This window comes from Pseudomonas sp. Kh14 (genome assembly GCF_900291005.1).
GTDB classification, from domain to species: domain Bacteria; phylum Pseudomonadota; class Gammaproteobacteria; order Pseudomonadales; family Pseudomonadaceae; genus Aquipseudomonas; species Aquipseudomonas alloputida.
Genome location: NZ_OLKJ01000170.1, coordinates 1 through 259, shown reverse-complemented (window position 1 = coordinate 259; position 259 = coordinate 1). Strand labels below are relative to the sequence as shown.

Genomic DNA, 259 nt, shown 5'->3' with positions numbered 1-259 from the left:
AAAATGTACTGTGCATCCTCAGGCTCCGCAATGGGGCCACCGTGGCAAATAACCATGACATTTGGGTTCACGCTCTTCGCCGCATCATGTATGGCTTGAATACGCTCTGCACAGTCATCAAGTGTTAATGCCGTTCTTGCTCCAATAGCACCTTTGGTTGTCAAGCCCATATGAGCCACAATAACGTCTGCACCTGCTTTGGTCATTTCTACGGCATCGTTTTCATTGAAGACATAAGGACACGTGAGAAGGTCCATAT

At 47.5% G+C, this 259-nt stretch carries 1 protein-coding gene; it reads right to left on the bottom strand.

Annotated features, from left to right (window positions below; translation table 11 throughout):
* Nucleotides 1-259, bottom strand: a 259-nt coding sequence (locus tag FQ668_RS27720) for a phosphoenolpyruvate hydrolase family protein (protein WP_144180809.1), incomplete at both ends; no start/stop codon positions are given.